Source organism: Flavobacterium sp. P3_A6 (assembly GCF_056403035.1).
Window position 1 is genome coordinate 1 of record NZ_JBFUGG010000073.1, and the last position, 649, is coordinate 649.

1 protein-coding gene is annotated in these 649 nt (G+C 70.9%); it reads right to left on the minus strand.

The features are described from left to right. The coding region (locus tag AC1DVP_RS21375) for a 2-oxo acid dehydrogenase subunit E2 (RefSeq protein WP_477185484.1) at positions 1–649 on the minus strand (649 nt) is incomplete at both ends.

Consider the following 649-nt stretch of genomic DNA (forward strand, 5'->3'; position numbering starts at 1 on the left):
GACCTCGGCGCCGTCCGCGTCCTGGATGACCACCGGGCGCTTGACGATCGCACCGGTGCCCAGGATCGCCGACGTGCCGCCGGGGACGATCGGGGTGTCGATGATCGCGCCGCCCGAGCCCGTGTTGGTCACCGTGAAGGTGGCGCCGCTGAGCTCGTCGGGCGTGACCTTGTTCTGGCGGGTGCGACCGGCCAGGTCCACGATCTTGCGTGAGATGCCGGCGAGGTTCAGGTCGCCCGCGTCGCGGATCACCGGGACGAGCAGGCCCTTCTCGGTGTCGACCGCGATGCCGACGTTCTCCTGTGCGTGGTACGTGATCTGGTTGCCCTCGAGCACGCCGTTGATCTTCGGGAACGCCTTGAGCCCCTCGACCGCGGCGAGGACGAAGAACGGCAGGAACGTGAGGTTGACGCCCTCGCGTGCCTTGAAGTCCTCCTTCGCCTTCGCGCGGAGCCGGGCGACCTTGGTCACGTCGACCTCGACCACCGTGGTGAGCTGCGCCTGCGAGTGCAGCGCGTCGACCATGCGCTCGGCGATGATCTGGCGCAGCCGGCTGGCCTTCTCGGTGGTGCCCCGCAGCGGCGAGACCGCCGGGACGGAGGCAGCCTTCGGTGCCGAGGCGGCGGCGGGTGCGGCGGCCGGCTGGGCC